The sequence below is a fragment of the Flavobacterium akiainvivens genome (assembly GCF_001278115.1).
Lineage (GTDB): Bacteria > Bacteroidota > Bacteroidia > Flavobacteriales > Flavobacteriaceae > Flavobacterium > Flavobacterium akiainvivens.
In genome coordinates, this window is the sequence record NZ_LIYD01000005.1 from 4,326,613 (window position 1) to 4,345,105 (window position 18,493).

Sequence of the window (18,493 nt, forward strand, 5' to 3'; positions counted from 1 at the left end):
GATGGCAACAGAAAATAAAAATTTATCTGCTTACGATAAAAACACAATCCCAAACGCGAAAGATTTTCGGTTTGGGATTGTTGTTTCTGAGTGGAACGAGAACATAACCACAGGCCTGTATAACGGCGCTGTGGAGGCACTTATTGATAATGAGGTGCCACAGGAAAACATTGTTACCTGGAATGTGCCCGGCAGCTTTGAGCTGATATATGGCGCCAAGAAAATGATTGAAACCCAAAACGTAGATACTGTTATTGTAATAGGCAGTGTAATACAGGGCGAAACCAAGCACTTTGACTTTGTATGCGAAGCCGTATCGCAGGGCATAAAAGACCTGAACGTGCAAACCGATGTGCCGGTTATTTTTTGCGTACTGACCGATAACAACATGCAGCAGGCTATAGACCGCAGCGGTGGCAAACACGGCAATAAAGGTACTGAGGCCGCTATTGTAGCCATACGCATGGCCGATTTGCGCAGTAAAGCTTAATTTACAGATTACCGAAATATATAAGTCCCGCTGAAAGGCGGGACTTTTTTGTACCTGTTTGCCGGGTAAAAGAAAACCCCTGCACAAAAGTACAGGGGCCTTCAAGGTGTAGTTAGGTGCTTAGGTTTTAATTCCAGCCGCCGCCCAGTGCACGGTATACGTTAACCAGTGCGTGCATTTGCTGCATTTTAGTTTCTATAAGGTCAAACCTGCTTTCCAGGGCATCGCGCTGGGTCATCAGCACCTCCATATAGTCGGCGCGGGCTGAGGTAAAGAGGTCGTTAGATATGTTAACCGACTGCGTTAGTGCATCAACCTCCTGGGCTTTAAACTCAAAACTTTTTTGCAGGTTGCTTATGTTAGACAGCTGGTTGGCCACTTCAATATATCCGTTCAAAATGCTGCGCTCATAGTTATATACCGCCTGTATTTGTTTGGCATTGGCACTGTAATATGTAGCCTTGATTGCATTACGGTTAATAAGCGGTGCCATAAGGTCGCCCGCAAGTGAGTACAGCAGCGAATGCGGCTTAACAAGGTAAGAGGCATCAAAGGCCTGGTAGCCTATGCCTGCCGAGATACCCAGTTGCGGGTAAAAACGGGCACGTGCCACTTTTACATCAAGCTTAGAGGCAGCAAGGTCAAGCTCGGCCTGTTTAATATCAGGGCGGTTAGCCAGTAGCTGAGACGGTAAACCGGCATTAACGGCCTGTGGTACCAGCTCTGTAAACGGCTGTGCACTTCTTTCCACATGCTGCGGGAAACGGCCCACCAGGAAGTTTATCCTGTTCTCTGTTTCTACAATTTGCTGTTCTATGTTGTATTGCAGGCTCTTGGTGTTTAACACCTGTGCCTCAAAACGCTTAACGGCAAGCTCTGTTACACGGGCTGACTCTTTTTGCAGCTTAACTATTTGTAGCGCATTGTTTTGAATGTCGATGTTTTGCTTTACAATCTGCAGCTGGCTGTCCAGCGCAAGCAGCTCATAATAAGACCCTGCAATTTCTGAAATAAGGTTGGTAACCATAAAGTTACGGCCTTCTACAGTGCTCAGGTAGCGGCTTACGGCAGCCTTTTTGGCATTGTGCAGCTTGTTCCAGATGTCTATCTCCCAGGTGGCATAAGCGCCTATGGTAAAATCGCCAAGCGGCTCAGGGTTTTCTTTACCGGGAACAATATCAATATTGTGCTCAAGCGCACCGGCAGGCGTATTGCGGGATACCTTGTCTACACCGCCACCGGCCTTAAGGCCAATAAACGGCAGGTATTCACCTTTGCGCGCCCTGATTTCGTTGCGGCTTATTTCAATTTCCTGCATGGTGATGTTTAGCTCCTGGTTGTTTTGCAGGGCGGTATCAATCAGCTGGGTAAGGTACTGGTCAGTAAAAAACTGTTTCCACTTTACGTTAGCGCTGTTCAGGCTGTCCTGGCTGCCGTTTGCATAAGCGGCGGGCACAGTGGTGTTTTCAGTCCTTTCGGCCAGCTGCGGCGTTTTGCAGGCTGTAAAGCTTAGTGCCACCATGGTGGCAACTAAGCTGCTGTATATTATCTTCTTAACCATATTATTCGTTTTCATCTACGTGGAAATTATCTATCTGGTGTACTAAACCTTCAGATAGCGATGTGTCTTCTTCAAACTTAATAAGCTTCCTGCCGCCCGATAGGTGGGCAAAGATGTAGTACAGGCCGGGAACAATAATTACCCCAAACACAGTACCGAAGAACATACCACCCAGTGCTGCAGCACCCAGTGTGCGGTTACCAATAGCACCTGCACCCGAAGCCACAATAAGCGGTATAAGGCCGGCAATAAATGCAAACGAGGTCATAAGGATAGGGCGGAAACGCACCTTGGCACCTTCAATAGCCGCCTCGAATATCGTGAGCCCTTCGTGCCGCTTCTGGACGGCAAATTCTACTATAAGCACCGCGTTCTTACCTAAAAGTCCCACAAGCATTATGAGGCCTATTTGTGCATAGATGTTGTTTTCAAGGCCCATTACCTGCAACAGGAAGAACGAACCGAAGATACCCACCGGTAGCGATGTTACCACTGCAAGCGGAATGATAAAGCTTTCATACTGCGCGGCAAGCACAAAGTATACAAATGCCAGCACGATACCAAAGATGTAGATGGACTCATTACCACGGCTTGATTCGTCAAAAGATAGACCTTCCCATGCAACATCATACCCTTTAGGCAGGCTTTGCTTAGCCACCTCGCGCACGGCCTGTATGGCATCTGCGGTGGTATAGCCTTTGGCAGGAAGACCCTGTATGGCGGCAGAGTTGTACATATTGTAGCGGGTAATTTCGTTTGGCCCCTGTGTTTTAACCAGTTTCATAAAGGCGCTGTACGGCACCATTTCGCCTTGGTCGTTTTTAATGTACAGGTTAAGAATGTCGCTTGGCAGCCTCCTGTATTTAGGGTCAGACTGAACGTATACCTTAAAGAAGCGGTTAAACTTAATAAAGCCCTGCTCGTAGGTACTACCTATCAAAATATCAAGGTTTTCCATGGCTTTGCCTATAGACACACCTTTTTGCATGGCCAGGTTGTTGTCTACCTCAAGCTCATACTGAGGGTAGTTAGCTGCAAAGAACGAGAACAGGCCGGTAAGCTCTTTACGCTTGCCCAGGTTTGCCATAAAGTTTTGCTGAATCCTGTCAAAGTCATGATAATCAGTAGTGGTGTTTTTGTCAAGCAAACGCATAGAGAAACCACCTGATGAACCAAAGCCCGGTATTGCAGGCGGCTCAAAGAACTCAATTTTAGCACCCAGGCCTTTTGATTTTTCTTCAAGCTCTTCCATAATTTCGGTAACCTTGTGTTTCCTGTCGTGCCAAGGCTTAAGGTCTATAAGACACGTACCGGCGTTACTACCACGGCCTTCGGTCATGATTTCATAACCTGCAAGTGATGATACCGATTCTACACCATCTACCTCTTCACAAATTTTTTGTAGCCTGTGCGATACCTCATTGGTAGTCTCTAAAGTTGAGCCCGGAGGTGTCTGGATTATGGCGTATATAGTACCCTGGTCTTCGCTTGGTATAAAGCCCGATGGCAGCGCCTGGTTTACTAGGTATGTACCCGCACAGAAAGCGATAAGGATAAAGAACGTTAACCACCTGCGGCTTACAATTCGTTTAAGTACAGCTACATAGCGGCCGGTTAGCTTGTCAAAACCACGGTTAAAGCCGTCTAATGCCTTGGTAAGTATGTTCTTTTTCTTTTCGTGGCCGTGGTGGTTTTTAAGCAGCATGGCACATAATACCGGGGTAAGCGTTAGTGCTATAATGGCCGAGATTACAATAGAGCTGGCCATGGTTATAGAGAACTGGCGATAGAAAGTACCCACAGGACCCGACATGAACGAGATAGGGATGAATACCGAAACCATTACCGCTGTAATAGCGATGATAGCGCCGCTGATTTCGCCCAATACCATTTTAACGGCAGCATAAGGTGTTATGTGCGGGTGCTCTTCAAACTTGGCGTGCACCGCCTCGACGACGACTATGGCGTCATCTACCACAATACCAATGGCCAGTACAAGTGCAAACAGCGTAACCAGGTTAATGGTAATGCCAAAGAACTGTATTACAAAGAATGCACCTATAAGCGATACCGGTACCGCAAGGATAGGGATAAGCGTTGAACGCCAGTCTCCAAGGAAAATAAACACTACAAGCGCCACCAGTATAAAGGCATCCCTTAGTGTATCGATTACCTGTTCTATAGAGGCGTCAAGGAATTTAGATACGTCATAGCTTATTTTGTAGTCAAGCCCCGGAGGGAACGACTCTTTCATTTCTTCAAGCTTGTTTTTAACGCGCTCAATAACCTCATTGGCATTACTGCCGTAGTTTTGTTTCAGTACAATAGAGGCAGATGGGTGGCCGTCAAGGTTAGAGTAAATATCAAAAAACTCACTACCCAGCTCTACCTTGCCTATATCTTTAAGGCGGATGCTTTCACCGCTTGAATTGGCACGTACTATTACATTTTCATATTGTGCAGGCTCATTATACTGGCCTTTGTAGGTAAGCACATATTCCAGCGACTGGGCCTCAATACCAGAGCTTTGCCCTATACGGCCGGGGCGGCCAATAATGCTCTGCTCGCCAAGGGCTTTCATAACCTCGTCTGTAGATACGTTGTAGGCCCTCATACGGTCAGGGTTTAGCCATACACGCATGGCATAGGTACGGCTACCTAATATCTGCGACCTTGCCACACCCTTAATCCTGTTGATTTCGGGCAGCATTTTTACGTTGGCATAGTTGTACAGGAACTTTTCGTCCATGTCTTTATTCTTGCCATCTGCATACAGGTTAACATACATAAGCATACTGGGCTGTATGGGGGTAATAACCACGCCCTCGCGCTGCACCAGCTCAGGCAATAGCGGCATAACCTGGTCTACCCTTGTTTTTACACGTATAACCGCCTGGTTAGGGTCGGTGCCCGGCTCAAAGATTATCCTGAGTGTAGCCTCACCGGCGCTGGTGGCATCGGTAGCCATGTAGCGCATATCCTGCACACCGTTTATGGAGTTTTCAAGGGTAATAAGTGTAGATTTAACCAACACGTCGGCACTTGCACCGGGGTAGGCTATAAAGATATTCACCGTGGTAGGTGCAATATCCGGAAACTGCGATGTTGGCAACTGAATGATTGCCAGCGAGCCCATAAACACAATAATAATCGAAATCACTATTGCAAATACAGGCCTATGTATAAATTTGGTAAACATAATCTGTTATCAGTTTAATGATTTAATTATTCTGCGTAAAGCTCAAGGTGAGAAAGCACTTGTTGCGGTTTCTCATATTCAAATTCAATCTTCTCGTTTTCTTTTACAAGGCGAAGGCCTTCAAGCAGTATTTTATCGCCGGTGTTAAGGCCCTTGCTTATAATGAATATGTGCGGAAGCTCGGCAGCTATTTTAATTTCCCTCGATTCTACTTTGTTATCTTTGGTAATTACATACACATATTTTTTGTCAAGTACTTCAAACGTAGCTTTTTGAGGTATGATAAGCGCGTTTTTAACCGGTTCAGTCATACGGATGTTGCCCGTTTCGCCATGCCTTAGCAGGCTTTTAGGGTTAGGGAACGTAGCACGGAAGGCAATGTTACCGGTTTCGTTGTTAAAGTCGGCTTCAATGGTTTCTACCACACCCGGGTATTCAAACAGCTTGTTGTTAGCCATTAGCAGGTTAACCTGTATTTTATCTTTTGCGTTGTACAGCCTTTCTTTATAGTCAAGGTATTCGCTTTCGGGCACGTTGTAGTATACCCACATTTTGCTGTTGTCGCTAAGTTCGGTAAGTAGTTCGCCTTCGTCTACAAGGCTGCCCAGCCTTACGTGGAAACGGTCTATTATGCCGTCAAAAGGCGCCCTTATCTCTGTAAACTGAAGGTGTACTTTTGTTAATTGCAGTTCGGCTTTAGCCTTGTCAAGCTTAGCCTTGGCCATAGCCAGTTCGTTAGGGGCTACTACTTTGCTGTCGGCCAGCCTTTTGGTGTTTTGGTATTCAATTTCGGCAAAATCAGCCTCAGCCTTGGCGCGTTGCATTTCTGCCTCATATAGCTTAGGCATAATCTGGAACAGCAGCTGGCCTTTTTTAACGGCCTGGCCTTCATCTACATATATTTTTTCAAGGTAACCCTTTTCCTGTGCACGCAGCTCAATGTGCTGTATGGACTTAATCTGGCTTACATAATCTTTTGTAACAAGGGTATCTTTCTGGATGGGGCTGGTTACCAGGAATTTGGTTTCCTCTTTTTTTCCTTCTTCTTCGTGTTTGCAGGCAGTGGTGCACGCCAAAGCGCACAAGCCCATGAACATTATGATTTTCTTCATGATATTGCTTATTAGAGCAGTTTGATAATTAATTGATTATTTATGTGGAAAAATTAATTAATAGCAATGCGTTTAGCCTGAACCTTAAAGGCCCCGGGAAACATTGGCATTAATTAGTACAGAAGGGCAGGGGAAATGTGTAATTTACCCCCGGAGGTTAAATCAAATTCTTATTACGCGGAATAAGATGTACCACCTGTTTGATATAGAATAAGAAAAACGTGCAAAGTTATCGGTACGTTTTTTTATTGTGCTGAAGTATTCAGGTGCAGTAACAGAAAAAGCCGCCTCAAAGTAATGGGCAGCAGCAACTGTTTGTTTTTTTACAGATAATTTTTTAGAAGCGGTCTGGCTTTCTTCTTCTTCCTCGCTGTCGGTAGGGTCTACCTTTTCCACCTGTTTTTGGTGGGGGGCCAACGTGGTTTTGTAATTTGCAGAGTCAATATCCTGTGCATTATCAAGCACATTGGTGTGGTGAAGAGATAGTGCGTTAACGGCAAGTTCGCTTGCTGCGGTTTTGCCAGCGGTGGCAAATGCAGTGCCCTGTCCGCCAAGGAGCAGAACAGAGATTAAGAACACTATGCGCGTTAACAACTTCTTCATCAGGGCGCAAAATTAAACAAACTTAGGTTATTGTACAAATACTATTAAACAGGTTTGTACTGCAATTGGCTTTTACAAACACCGTGCCTAAAGCCCGATAATAACATAATTTTTGTAAGAAAACGAAATAGTAAGCCGAAAATAATTACAAAATACGGCAAACGGCAGCTGTCTGGTTTCTGAAAAAAAATCAGGTTACAGGTAATATTTAGTTAACAATTGGTGTTTTTTGTTTTTATACTTTTATAAAAACCAATAGTATGGACACCATTACACAGGCAAACCCCGAAACAAAATACCACGACCGCGACCTGAGCTGGCTAACCTTTAACCGCAGGGTGTTGCAGGAAGCAGCCGACGCGCACGTGCCGCTGCTGGAGCGCATACGGTTTTTGTCTATATGGTCTTCTAACCTTGATGAGTTTTACCGCGTGCGCATACCCTCGCTCACGCTGCTTAAAAAGGTACATAAAAAGGAAGGCGATGCCCGCGCCGCCGAAAACCTTGCTGCTGTTGTGGCGGCAGTAAAAGAACAACAAGAGTTTTTTGGCACCCTACTAAGGGAACAGATAATCCCGGAACTTGATGCCATAGCCGTAACACTGGTGTACCGCCAGGCACTGCCCGAGGAGATATTAGAAGAGGCTTCGGCCTATTTTTATAATGTGGTGCTGGCTTACCTGAAGCATGTGGAACTGGTGCCGGATTGCGCATTTTTCCCCGAAAACAACAAACTGTACCTGCTGGCCAACGCCCCAACAGGCCCTTATATAATAAATATACCCGATGAGCTGCCCCGGTTTGTGACTTTTACAGTACAGGGCAGGCAGTATGTAGTGTTTACCGATGATATTGTAAAAACATTTCTGGGCTTTATATTTCCGGGGATAACCGCAGATGATGCCTATGCCTTTAAAATAACCCGAGATGCCGAGCTGGAATTGCAGGACGAATACAACGGCGACCTGGCACGCCTGATGGAAAAGAAACTCGCAAAACGCGATTTTGGGCTTGCATCGCGCCTGCTGTATGATGCACACCTGCCCCAAAAACTGCTGGATAAGCTTATTGATGCCTTTAACCTTAAAGATGCCCTGATTGTGGAGGGCGGCAGCTACCACAACCTGAAAGACCTTAGCCAGATATCCCTAAAGCAGCCTGGCATAGAATATGCGCCGTGGCCTGCTAAAGCCCGTCCCGTAGCACCCGAAGGGATTCTGGAGGAGGTGCTGCATAATGATGTTTTGATTAATACGCCCTACCAGTCTTACAACACGGTGCTGCGGTTTTTTAACGAAGCGGCCACAAGGCCCGATGTTGCCGAAATATTCATAACCCTATACCGTGTGGCATCAGACTCGCGCATTGCAAATGCCCTGATAAGTGCGGCAGCAAACGGTAAAAAAGTTACGGTGGTGGTAGAGCTTAAAGCCCGTTTTGACGAGGCCAACAACCTGAAATGGACCAAACGCTTTAAGCAGGCCGGTATAAAGATACTATACAGTGTACCATCGCTCAAGGTGCATGCCAAGATTGCACTGGTTACATTTGCAAAAAACAGCTACAAGAAGCCGCTGGGGTTACTGGCTACGGGCAACCTTAACGAAAGCACCGCCCGTTTTTATACCGACCATATTTTGCTTACCGCCCACAGCGGCATTACTAAAGAGCTGGGCAGGGTGTTCAGGTTTTTAAAGAAGAAACGCCAGCCAACCGAAGCCGATACCATTACGTTTAACCACCTGCTTGTAGCCAAATTTAACCTGAAAGCCCGGTTTATAGAACTGATTGACAGGGAAATTGCCCTTGCACAATCAGGGGCTGAAGCGGCCATTACCATAAAACTCAATAACCTGGAAGAGCTATCGCTTATAGATAAGCTGTATGAAGCCTCGCAGGCAGGGGTTAAGGTACAGCTTATTGTGCGCGGTATTTGCTGCCTGGTGCCCGGTGTTGCAGGTCTTAGCGAAAACATAACCGTTACCCGCATTGTGGGCCGCTACCTGGAGCACGGCCGCATTTTTATATTTAATAACGGTGGCCATCCTGAAGTATATATGGGCTCTGCCGACTGGATGAACCGCAACATATACCGCCGCATTGAGGTGTGTTTCCCGGTGTATGAGCCACATATTAAAAATGAGCTGCTGCAGCTTATCAGGCTACAACTGGATAAAACAAGCATCAAACATTCGCAGCAGGAAATTTATGAATATTTGTAAAAGTTGTCTTTTTAATCAGCTTAAAAGCGCGTTAACAAAATCTTTTTCCGTTCCGTTTTTTACGGCCTTAAGATAGGCCGTACCCACAATAACGCCGTCTACACTTTCAAAAGCCTGTTGTTTTTTGGCTGCCGAATCAATACCAAACCCCAGGAACAACGGGGTATCGCCGCACAGTTGTTTAAGCTCGTGATAGCGTTCCGTCAGCTGGTTATTAATGTTGTAGGATTGCCCTGTAATGCTGTTTTGCCCTACCAGGTATACAAAACTGTTTTTGCAGGCATGTGCAATTTGCTGCACGCGTACATTGGGTGTAAGGGGTGTTATTAAAAACGTAACCGGAATGTTATACCTGCTAAAGGCGGCTTTATAGCGCTTTTCATATAATTCTAACGATAAATCAGGCAGTATGAGAGATGCAATGCCCAGCTTTTGGCAGCGTGCTAAAAAGTTTTCAAGGCCAAACTGTAGCACGGGGTTGAGGTAGCCCATGAGTACCAGCGGTATATGTATCTCGTTTTTAGACTCCTCAAGCTGTTGCAGCAGCAGTTCGAGCCTCATGCCGTTTTGCAGGGCTATGGTGCTCGTTTCCTGTATTACGGGGCCATCGGCCATGGGGTCACTAAAAGGTATGCCAACTTCTGCAAAGTCTACACCCTGCGCCTGTAGCTGTAGCAGTTGGTTTTTAAGGCTGTTTACTTGGGGGTAACCGGCGGTTGTAAAAATACTTACCTGCTTTTTATTTTTTATAAACGGATTCATAGGCTGCTAAATTTTTCCATATAGGTATTCATGTCCTTATCGCCCCTGCCGCTAAGGTTTACGACTATTACTTCGTCTTTTCTGAGTGCCAGTTTATCTAATGCCGCCAGGGCATGGGCGCTTTCCAAAGCAGGTATAATGCCTTCGAGTTTAGAAAGTTGCAGCGCTGCCTGTAGGGCTTCATCATCGGTTATTGCAATGGCTGTAGTGCGGCCTGTGGCAATGGTGTGGGCATGCAGCGGCCCAATGCCCGGATAATCAAGACCCGCCGATATGGAGTGGGGTTCAACCACCTGGCCGTCGGCATCCTGCATTAAAAGGGTAAGGCTGCCGTGCAGTACACCGGGCGTACCCAGCACACTTGTAGCGGCCGACTTGCCGGAATCAATACCCAGTCCTGCGGCCTCCACGGCTATGAGTTCAACACTTTTAGTATCAAAAAAATGGTAAAAAGCACCGGCCGCATTGCTGCCCCCGCCCACACAGGCCACTACCTTATCAGGATACCCTTTTCCGGTTTTTTCTGTCAACTGTTTCTCTATTTCTTTTGAGATAACCGACTGAAAATAGGCCACAATTTTAGGGTAGGGGTGCGGCCCAACCACGCTGCCGATAAGGTAATACGAGTCAGGGTGGTTAATCCAGTGGCGTATGGCCTCGTTTGTAGCATCTTTTAGCGTTTTACTGCCCGATGTTGCGGGGCGTACTTCGGCACCCAGCATCTTCATGCGTTGCACGTTAGGGGCCTGGCGCTCTATGTCTTTCTCGCCCATATATACAATACAGTTGAGCCCCATAAGCGCGCAAACGGTAGCGGTTGCCACGCCGTGCTGACCTGCACCGGTTTCGGCAATAATGTCGGTTTTACCCATGTGCTTTGCCAGCAGTATCTGGCCCACGGTATTGTTTACTTTGTGTGCGCCGGTGTGGCACAGGTCTTCGCGTTTTAAGTAAATGTGCATGCCGTATTTTTCGCTTAGTCGGGCGGCATAATACAATGGGGTAGGGCGGCCTACGAAGTCTTTTAGTAACGAGGCGTACTCGTTTTCAAAAGTTTCGGTAAAGCAATAGCTGTTAAATGCGGCTTCAAGCTCTTCCACATTAGGGCGCAGCAGTTCGGGTACATAAGCCCCGCCAAACGCGCCGTAAAAGCCTAAATCATCTGTATCTAAATATGATGTACTCATGGTTTTATGTCTTTTATAAATTGAGCCACAAGCGCGGCATCTTTTACTTTTGGTGCGGTTTCAAAACGGCTGTTAAGGTCATAACCCGCAAGTTGTGGGTGTTTAAACCCTTTCAGCGCTTCAACCGAATCAGGCCCTATACCGCCACTCAGCAAAAACGGCGTGTTGCCTTTGTAAGCCCCTAATACGCTCCAGTTAAAGGTTTTTCCCGTGCCGCCGTGGCTGTTGCTTTTAGTATCAAACAGAAAGTAAGTTACAAGCCCTTCATAATCAGTTGTTTTTTGAAGGTCGGCTTCTGTCGCAATACCAAAGGCTTTTATAACTTCAATGTTTTGGGGTAGTTGTGTTATGTATTCCGGAGACTCATTGCCGTGTAGCTGTACGACGTTTAAGTTGTGTTTTTCAATTTGATGTATTACATCTTCCAACGGTGCATCTACAAACACGCCTGTTTTTTTCTTGTTGGTAATTACTGTACTTTCTGTATACCGCGGCGAACCTTCATAAAATATAAACCCAAGAAAATCAACATCCTGTAAATCGGCTATGGCTTTACTTTCCGGGTTATCGGTAAGGCCGCATACTTTAATAATCATGGCGTTAGGTTTTGGGTTAGCTGTGCCAGGTGCCCATCGCGCAGGATGCTTTCGCCAATGAGTGCCCCGCTGTAGCTTGCTGCCTTAAGCGCGGCGATTTCCTCAGCCGTTTTAATGCCCGATGCCGAGATAAGCGGTATACCCGCTGGCAGTAGCGGCGCCAGTTTAAACGAGTGCTCCAGGCTGGTTTTTTGTGCCTTGAGGTCGCGGTTGTTAACAGCAATCAGGTCAGCGTTAGGTGGAATGTGGGCTATTTCTTCAGGGGTGTGGACTTCATACAAAACCTCAAGGCCAAGTTCGTGTGCTTTGTTGGTAAGCTGTTGTGCTTCTTTGGGTTGTAGTACTGCGCCAATGAGTAATATGGCATCGGCACCTATGGCTTTGGCTTCATACAGCTGAATTTCATCAATAATAAATTCTTTACGCAGTAGCGGGATGTTAACAGCTTCACGGGCTTTAAGGATGTCATCTATGCTACCGCCAAAATATGTGCTGTCGGTTAATATTGAAATGCCCGCAGCACCATTTTGCTCGTAAAACTGAGCCTGTTCCGTTACATCCAATTCCGTTTTGATGTTGCCGCCGCTGGGTGATTTGCGTTTTATTTCGGCTATAATGCCAAATCCGGCTGACAGTAGTGATTCTTTCAGCGAAAGCGCCACACGGTCAAAATACACGCTTTTGCTGAAGCTTTCTAATGACTGCGATTGCCTGAGTTGTGCTACTTCAAGGCGCTTGTTGGCTATTATTTGGTCTAATACATTCATACGGCCAGTATTTTAAGGGATTTAATGGCGCTGCCGCTTTTTACGGCTTCGTAGCCTTTGGCAAACGCCGTTTCAAAATCCATCTCCGGGTGAAAGGTTTGCAGGGCAAGCGCTACATTGCCTGCCAGTACAACGTTTTGAGGTTCGGTGCCTTTGCCGCTAAGCAGGTTAACCAGTAAGTCAGCGGCCTGTTGCACGGTTTCACCACCGTTGATGTCGGCCATGGTATATTGCAGGTTTGGCGGGTTGCTGCCTACTATAATGTCGCGCTCCTTGCCTAAAATGCGGGTTACCCCGATGAAGGTAAGCTCATCAAAGCCCTCCATGCCGTGCAGTACGGTAAAGTCCTTTCGTTCGGTGCGCAGCACGTGCTGGTACTGGCGGGCGAGCTCTAAATTGTAGGTGCCGGTAAGCTGGTGTGTAGGGTGGGCGGGATTAACCAACGGCCCCATGCTGTTAAAGAATGTGGCAACGCCCAATGCCTTGCGCAGCGGTGCCACGGCCTTTAATGCCGGGTGAAACAACGGTGCGTGCATAAAGCAAATGTTAGTCTCTTCAAGCTGGCGTTGCAGGGAATCGCCATCATTAGTAAAGGTGTAGCCCAGGGCCTCCAGCACATTGCTTGACCCGCACAGCGAGCTAACGCCATAGTTGCCGTGCTTTACCACTTTGTAGCCCAGCGATGCCAGCACAAAAGCCGTAGCGGTTGAGATGTTAAAGGTGTTTTTGCCATCGCCGCCGGTGCCGCATACATCTATGCAATCATCCACATCAAAATGCATGGGCAGGGCAAGTTCAAGCAATGCCTCGCGGAAGCCCATAAGCTCTGCCAACTGAAGGCCACGCATTTGTATGCCGGTTATAAGCGCCACCGTTTGGGCATCGTTTACTTCGCCGTTGCCTATGGCCAGCATACAGCTGTAGGCCTCATTTTTAGTAAGGTGGCTGTGGTGTATTATTTTTTCGAGTAGTGGTTTCATTTTTTGTTACGCTAAGGTTCGCAAAGGAGGCACAAAGTCACACAAAGAAAACTTGGATAATCTTTGTGTTACTTTGTGAAAGAATCTTCTTCATTTAAAATATAAAACGGCTCCCTTACCCAGTTTTCAATAATTTGCCTGCCCTGTGGCGTTAGTACCGATTCCGGGTGAAACTGCACGCCGCAGGTGGGGTGCGTGGCGTGGCGCAGTGCCATAACGGTACCGTCTTCCGTTTGGGCGGTAATGATAAGGTGCGGACTGCCCTGCGGGGTAATCTTCCAGCTGTGGTAGCGGCCCACGGGCAGGGTTTGCGGCAACCCGGCAAATAGTGGGTCGGCGGTAATAACCGTCATATCGGTAGCCTTGCCGTGTACGGGAGCAGGGCATTGCTCCAGCCTGCCGCCAAAAACCTCGGCTATGGCCTGGTGCCCCAGGCACACGCCCAGTATTTTCTTTTTGCCGGAGTAGCGTTTTATAACCTCAAGCAGTTCGCCAGCTTCAGATGGTATACCGGGGCCGGGCGAAAGCAGCAGGGCATCGCAGGTGTCGAGCTCGTTATAGTCTACGGCATTATTGCGCTGCACAATTACCTCTACACCATCGGTTTCGCGCACATAGCGCACCAGGTTGTATACAAAGGAGTCGAAATTATCTATTATGCCTATTTTCATTTTTTAAGTCTTAAAGTCAAAGGTCTAAAGTCGTAAAGTCTGTTATGTGTTAGAAGCAGCGGCTATGGCACGGCGTACGGCACCAAGCTTGTTGTGCACTTCGTTGAGTTCGTTTTGCGGGGTGCTGTCTACCACCACACCGGCACCGGCACGGTAATGCAGGGTGTTGTTTTGGCTAAAAATGCTGCGGATAACAATGGCCAGGTTCATGTTGCCGTTTGGGTTTATAAAGCCTATAGCACCGCCATAATAGCCGCGTGGGGTGCTTTCATAACGGCTTATCAGTTGCAGGGCTTTGGGCTTTGGTGTGCCCGATAGCGTACCGGCGGGGAACGTGCCTGCAAACAGCCCCAGGGCTTCTTTACCTTCCTGCAACTGGCCTGCTACCTTGCTCACCAGGTGTATAACGTGCGAAAAGTGTTGTACTTCTTTATAAGATGCTATGTGCACATCGTTGCAAAAACGGCTCAGGTCGTTACGGGCAAGGTCTACCAGCATGGTGTGTTCGGCGTTTTCCTTTTCGTCGTTCATCAGGGCTTCGGTACTTAGCAGGTCGGCCGCAGCATTACCGGTTTTGCGCACGGTGCCTGCAATGGGGTGTATGGCTGCGGTGCCGGTATTGAGGCTTACCTGTGTTTCGGGGCTGCTGCCCATAACGCGGTAGCTTTCCATATCGGCATAAAATAAATAGGGCGAGGGGTTTAGCCTGCGCAGGTGGCGGTACACCTGAAAATCATCGCCAAAAAACGCCTGTTCAAACGGGCGCGATACCACCAGCTGAAATACATCGCCACGGTAAATGTGGGTTTTGGCCTTTTCAACCAATTCCAGAAAATCAGCATCGGTATCGGGGCTTGTTTCTTCGGCTGTTACCTCAAAGGGCAGCAGGGTAAAGTTCTGTTTCTTTAAAAGCGATTCAAACACACTATCCGGCTGCTGTTCAGCTGAAAACGAGTTTTTATAGATAATGCCCGTGTTATGAAAATGGTCGAGCACTATAAGGTATTCAAACAGTATAAACTGCGCCAGGGGCAGGTTGCCAAATGCCTGCCTTTCATCAGTTACAGGCTCTTCAAAATGGGCATATTCAAAGCCAAAATAGCTCAGGAATGCGTTGTGTGCCGATGGGTTTTCAAAATCAAAACCCTCTAAAATTGCCTTTACCTGTGCGGTAACCTGCGTGGGGTTTGTAAGGGCCTCGTTTGCAACCGAATTGCCTGCAACGGTAGTAATGGCATTGGGGTTAACCGTTATTTCCACAAGCGGGTTTAGCCCTATAAAAGAGGTGCTGTCAGTACGCGAATGGTAGTCGTTACTTTCCAGCAGGCAGGGCTTGCGGTAGTGGTTGCGCAGGCCCAGGTACAGCCCTACGGGGGTGTAGAGATCGGCATTAAAGTTATATGTCTGGGTATATATTTTCATGATTATCAGGTATAAAAAAAGCGGCTTGCCAAATGTGACAAGCCGCTTATATATGCTTTAGGTATATGCGTGTTTAGGCTACTGTCACAATGTTGTGAAAGTGCCACCACCAAGTGTTGTTGATTATATTTTTCTGATGCGAAATCATGAAGGCTAAATTATGGAGTTTGGTTTTATTTTCCAAACTAAAAAACAAAACTTTTACATAAGTTAATCCCGGTTGGGTTTTCTAAACCTTTATATAGGGCTATATTTGTAAACAGTTTTTATTTACACAGCATGAAGAAATTTTTAATGAACCCCTGCATAGCAGCGCTTTTGCTGATGATTGCCGGGGCATGTGCACCACAAAAAGACAACAATATACGCAGTAACCAGGTGCTAACCGAAGGATGGAAGTTTACCAAAGGCAACCCCGGAGGTGCACAGGCCACTACTTTTAATGATAATGGATGGCAGGAAGTAACCGTGCCACACGACTGGGCCATATATGGGCCTTTTGACAAAAAATGGGACATACAAAATGTGGCCATTGAGCAAAACGGCGAAACCGTGCCTACCGAAAAAACAGGCCGCACGGGCGCATTGCCCCACATAGGCGACGGCTGGTACCGTAAAACCTTTACCGTAGCTGATTTTGATGAAAATAAAACAGCGCTGCTGGTATTTGAAGGTGCCATGAGCGAGCCCGAAGTATACCTTAACGGCGAAAAAATAGGGGAGTGGGCATACGGCTATGCCTACTTTTATTTTGATATTTCAGACAAGCTGCTGAAGGATAAAGAAAACACGCTGGCGGTGCACCTGAGCAATAAGGAGTTTGCCTCAAGGTGGTATCCCGGGGCGGGGCTTTACCGCAATGTAAATGTGGTGGTTAAGAATAAGCAGAGTTTTGACCAGTGGGGTATTTTTGTAACTACCCCCACTATAACAGCCGAAAAGGCAACGGTTAACATTAAGGCGGCTTCATCTGCAAAGGGAGGCATTAATATGCTGACCGAGATACTGGATGCCGACGGAAAAATTGTGGCAAGCAGCTGGCAGGCTGTAGGTGCAAACGGCGCTTTTGAAGATAACATAACAGTGCCTTTGCCAAAGCTGTGGAGCCCGGAGACGCCCTACCTGTACAAAGCCGTAACCAAATTATTTGACGGTAAGATAGGTATAGATGAGGTAACCACCCGTTTTGGTATTCGCGAAATAAAATATACGGCAGAGAACGGTTTTACCCTTAACGGGAAAGTAACCAAATTTAAAGGTGTTTGCCTGCATCACGACCTGGGGCCACTGGGTGCTGCCGTAAACGTAGCGGCCATGCGCAGGCAGATGGAAATACTGAAAGACCTGGGCTGTAACGCCATTAGGAGTTCGCACAATATGCCGTCTTTCGAGCAGCTGGAGCTGGCCGATGAAATGGGCTTTTTGTTTCTTGCCGAAAGCTTTGATGAGTGGGCTAAGCCAAAGGTAGAGAACGGCTACCACCGCTTTTTTGATGAATATGCCGAGAAGGATGTGGTAAACCTGGTGCGCGCCACCCGTAACCACCCAAGCATTGTAATGTGGAGTTCCGGCAATGAAGTGCCCGACCAGTATGGTGCAGAGGGGCTTGTAAGGGCTAAGTTCCTTCAGGATGTTTTCCATAGGGAAGACCCAACCCGCCCTGTAACGGTGGGTATGGACCAGGTAAAGCAAACCATGCAAAGCGGCTTTGGTGCCCTGCTGGATATACCAGGGCTTAACTACCGCGTACACCTGTATGAAGATGCCCACAAGGCATTCCCGCAAGGGTTTATATTGGGTTCTGAAACGGCTTCGACCGTTAGCTCAAGGGGTATTTATAAATTCCCGGTAGTGCAGGAAAAAGAAAAGCAGTATGACGATTTGCAATGCTCGTCATACGACCTTGAGGCGTGCAGCTGGAGCAACGTGCCCGATGAGGATTTTGTGCTTCAGGATGATAAGCCGTGGGTAATAGGTGAGTTTGTATGGACAGGCTTTGACTACCTGGGCGAGCCTACGCCGTATGACAACTTTTGGCCGTCGCGCAGTTCTTACTTTGGTATTTGCGATATGGCAGGCCTGCCTAAAGACCGCTACTACCTGTACCGCAGCCGCTGGAATACTGATGAGGCAACCCTGCACATACTGCCGCACTGGAACTGGCAGGGGCGCGAGGGGCAGGTTACCCCGGTGTTTGTGTATACCAGCTATGACAGCGCCGAGCTGTTTATAAACGGCAAGAGCCAGGGCATACAGAAAAAGAACAACAGCACCCCTCAGCACCGCTACCGCCTTATGTGGAACGATGTAAAATATGAGCCGGGCGAGGTTAAAGTGGTGGCGTTTGACAAAAACGGCAAGCCTGTAGCCGAAGAAAAGATACAAACGGCAGGCGCACCTTACAAAATTGTACTGGAAGCCGACCGCACCAAGCTGACTGCCGATGGCAACGACATGAGCTTTGTAACGGTTAGTGTGGTAGACGAAAACGGCCTGCCGTGCCCTACGGCCACCAACAGGCTTAATTTTGCGGTAAACGGTGCTGGCAGCTACAGGGCCGCCTGTAATGGCGATGCTACTTCGCTGGAGGTATTCCACAGCCCGAGCATGGAATTGTTTAGCGGTAAGCTGGTGGTGTTGGTACAATCCGGAAAAGATAAGGGCGACATTACTTTAAAAGTAACCGGCAGCGGACTTAAAGATGCCGAACTGAAATTACAGTCGCTGTAAAAAATAAATAGATGAAAAAACCGGCTGCGGGAAACGGTAGCCGGTTTTTTTATGCCCGGTTTTGGGATTTGATATTTCACACCGTGAAAATGAATTCCGAAAGTGAAATATTAAGCACTTTTTGATGGGTGAGTGAGGGAATTTTCTCTCAAAAATAAAAAACCTGCCCAACAAAATTGAGCAGGTTTTTT

Annotated in this window: 14 protein-coding genes; 3 read left to right on the forward strand and 11 right to left on the reverse strand. The window is 47.3% G+C overall.

What is annotated here, in order from left to right; translation table 11 throughout:
• The first annotated feature begins 1 nt into the window (after nucleotide 1).
• Nucleotides 2–490, forward strand: a complete 489-nt coding sequence (ribH, locus tag AM279_RS19515) for a 6,7-dimethyl-8-ribityllumazine synthase (RefSeq protein WP_054409714.1) — start codon at nucleotides 2–4, stop codon at nucleotides 488–490.
• A 127-nt stretch (nucleotides 491–617) separates the two neighbouring features.
• Here ribH and AM279_RS19520 read toward each other — a convergent pair whose 3' ends face one another.
• The 4 genes from AM279_RS19520 to AM279_RS19535 all read right to left on the reverse strand — a co-directional run bounded on the left by AM279_RS19520 (nucleotide 618) and on the right by AM279_RS19535 (nucleotide 6,965).
• Nucleotides 618–2,051, reverse strand: a complete 1,434-nt coding sequence (locus AM279_RS19520) for a TolC family protein (RefSeq protein WP_054410429.1) — start codon at nucleotides 2,049–2,051, stop codon at nucleotides 618–620.
• A 1-nt stretch (nucleotide 2,052) separates the two neighbouring features.
• Nucleotides 2,053–5,250: an efflux RND transporter permease subunit gene (locus AM279_RS19525; RefSeq protein WP_054409715.1), complete on the reverse strand. Its 3,198-nt coding sequence runs from the start codon at nucleotides 5,248–5,250 to the stop codon at nucleotides 2,053–2,055.
• A 26-nt stretch (nucleotides 5,251–5,276) separates the two neighbouring features.
• Nucleotides 5,277–6,362 carry an efflux RND transporter periplasmic adaptor subunit gene (locus AM279_RS19530; protein ID WP_054409716.1) on the reverse strand — a complete coding sequence of 362 codons (1,086 nt, stop codon included), beginning with the start codon at nucleotides 6,360–6,362 and terminating at the stop codon, nucleotides 5,277–5,279.
• Nucleotides 6,363–6,524: 162 nt separating this feature from the next.
• Nucleotides 6,525–6,965 (reverse strand): hypothetical protein, encoded by a 441-nt coding sequence (locus AM279_RS19535; protein WP_054409717.1) that lies wholly within the window; start codon nucleotides 6,963–6,965, stop codon nucleotides 6,525–6,527.
• Between the two features lie 260 nt (nucleotides 6,966–7,225).
• Here AM279_RS19535 and ppk1 point away from each other — a divergent pair, with 260 nt between their 5' ends.
• Nucleotides 7,226–9,187, forward strand: a complete 1,962-nt coding sequence (gene ppk1 / locus AM279_RS19540) for a polyphosphate kinase 1 (RefSeq protein WP_054409719.1) — start codon at nucleotides 7,226–7,228, stop codon at nucleotides 9,185–9,187.
• Nucleotides 9,188–9,202: 15 nt separating this feature from the next.
• Here the strand turns inward: ppk1 and trpA are convergent, their stop codons facing one another.
• The 7 genes from trpA to AM279_RS19575 form a co-directional block, all read right to left on the reverse strand.
• Nucleotides 9,203–9,949: a tryptophan synthase subunit alpha gene (gene trpA / locus AM279_RS19545; RefSeq protein ID WP_054409720.1), complete on the reverse strand. Its 747-nt coding sequence runs from the start codon at nucleotides 9,947–9,949 to the stop codon at nucleotides 9,203–9,205.
• Entirely contained in the window at nucleotides 9,946–11,136 is a 1,191-nt protein-coding gene (trpB, locus tag AM279_RS19550) for a tryptophan synthase subunit beta (RefSeq protein ID WP_054409722.1), read from the reverse strand. Before trpB ends, trpA begins: the two co-directional genes overlap by 4 nt.
• Entirely contained in the window at nucleotides 11,133–11,732 is a 600-nt protein-coding gene (locus AM279_RS19555) for a phosphoribosylanthranilate isomerase (RefSeq protein WP_054409724.1), read from the reverse strand. Before AM279_RS19555 ends, trpB begins: the two co-directional genes overlap by 4 nt.
• The gene (gene trpC, locus AM279_RS19560; protein WP_054409726.1) at nucleotides 11,729–12,499 is read right to left on the reverse strand and encodes an indole-3-glycerol phosphate synthase TrpC; all 771 of its coding nucleotides are present in this window, start codon (nucleotides 12,497–12,499) and stop codon (nucleotides 11,729–11,731) included. Before trpC ends, AM279_RS19555 begins: the two co-directional genes overlap by 4 nt.
• Nucleotides 12,496–13,479: an anthranilate phosphoribosyltransferase gene (gene trpD, locus AM279_RS19565; protein ID WP_054409728.1), complete on the reverse strand. Its 984-nt coding sequence runs from the start codon at nucleotides 13,477–13,479 to the stop codon at nucleotides 12,496–12,498. Before trpD ends, trpC begins: the two co-directional genes overlap by 4 nt.
• A gap of 68 nt (nucleotides 13,480–13,547) precedes the next feature.
• The gene (locus AM279_RS19570; protein WP_054409730.1) at nucleotides 13,548–14,150 is read right to left on the reverse strand and encodes an anthranilate synthase component II; all 603 of its coding nucleotides are present in this window, start codon (nucleotides 14,148–14,150) and stop codon (nucleotides 13,548–13,550) included.
• A 42-nt stretch (nucleotides 14,151–14,192) separates the two neighbouring features.
• Complete coding sequence (locus tag AM279_RS19575; protein ID WP_054409732.1) at nucleotides 14,193–15,572, reverse strand: anthranilate synthase component I family protein; 1,380 nt, start codon at nucleotides 15,570–15,572, stop codon at nucleotides 14,193–14,195.
• 279 nt (nucleotides 15,573–15,851) lie between these two features.
• Between AM279_RS19575 and AM279_RS19580 the strand changes: the two genes are divergently transcribed.
• Entirely contained in the window at nucleotides 15,852–18,302 is a 2,451-nt protein-coding gene (locus AM279_RS19580) for a DUF4982 domain-containing protein (protein ID WP_236688533.1), read from the forward strand.
• Nucleotides 18,303–18,493 lie beyond the last annotated feature (191 nt).